The organism is Escherichia sp. AM3 (assembly GCF_032029835.1).
In the GTDB taxonomy this organism is placed as follows: domain Bacteria; phylum Pseudomonadota; class Gammaproteobacteria; order Enterobacterales; family Enterobacteriaceae; genus Escherichia; species Escherichia coli.
On sequence record NZ_JAVUPQ010000482.1, the window covers coordinates 1 to 649 of the forward strand.

The 649-nt window shown below is 59.0% G+C and carries 1 pseudogene; it reads left to right on the forward strand.

Going from position 1 to position 649, the window contains the following annotated elements:
- Positions 1 to 649: pseudogene (locus RTW80_RS26745) on the forward strand (tRNA 2-selenouridine(34) synthase MnmH); the annotation flags it as partial.

Consider the following 649-nt stretch of genomic DNA (forward strand, 5'->3'; position numbering starts at 1 on the left):
CAGGTGACCATTGAGCAGTCACAAAAGCCGATGGTGCTTATCGGCGGCTGTACCGGTAACGGTAAAACGCTGCTGGTTAAGCAGCATGCGCAGGGCATCGATCTGGAAGGGCTGGCGCACCATCGCGGCTCGTCGTTTGGTCGCACGCTCACCCCGCAGCTTTCTCAGGCGAGCTTCGAGAATCACCTTGCCGTCGAACTGCTAAAAAAAGACGCCGCGCGCTGGGTGCTGGAAGACGAGGGCCGGATGATTGGCTCTAACCACCTGCCGGAGTGCCTGCGCGACCGCATGGCTGAAGCGCCTGTCGTGGTGGTTGAAGATCCGTTTGAGAACCGTCTTGAACGCCTGCGCGAAGAGTATTTCGACCACATGTGGGCCGACTTTTCTGCCGCCTGCGGTGAAGAGGCGGGCTGGAAAGCGTACAGCGAATATCTGCATCACGGCCTGTACGCCATTCGTCGCCGTCTGGGGCTGCAACGCTTTGCGGAATTTACCGCCCTGCTGGATGCCGCGCTTGTCGAGCAACAGCGTACTGGCAGCACTGACGCGCACTTCAGCTGGCTTGTGCCGTTGCTGAAGGACTATTACGACCCGATGTACGGCTATCAGCTGGAGAAAATGGCGGAGAAGATTGTGTATCGCGGGACGT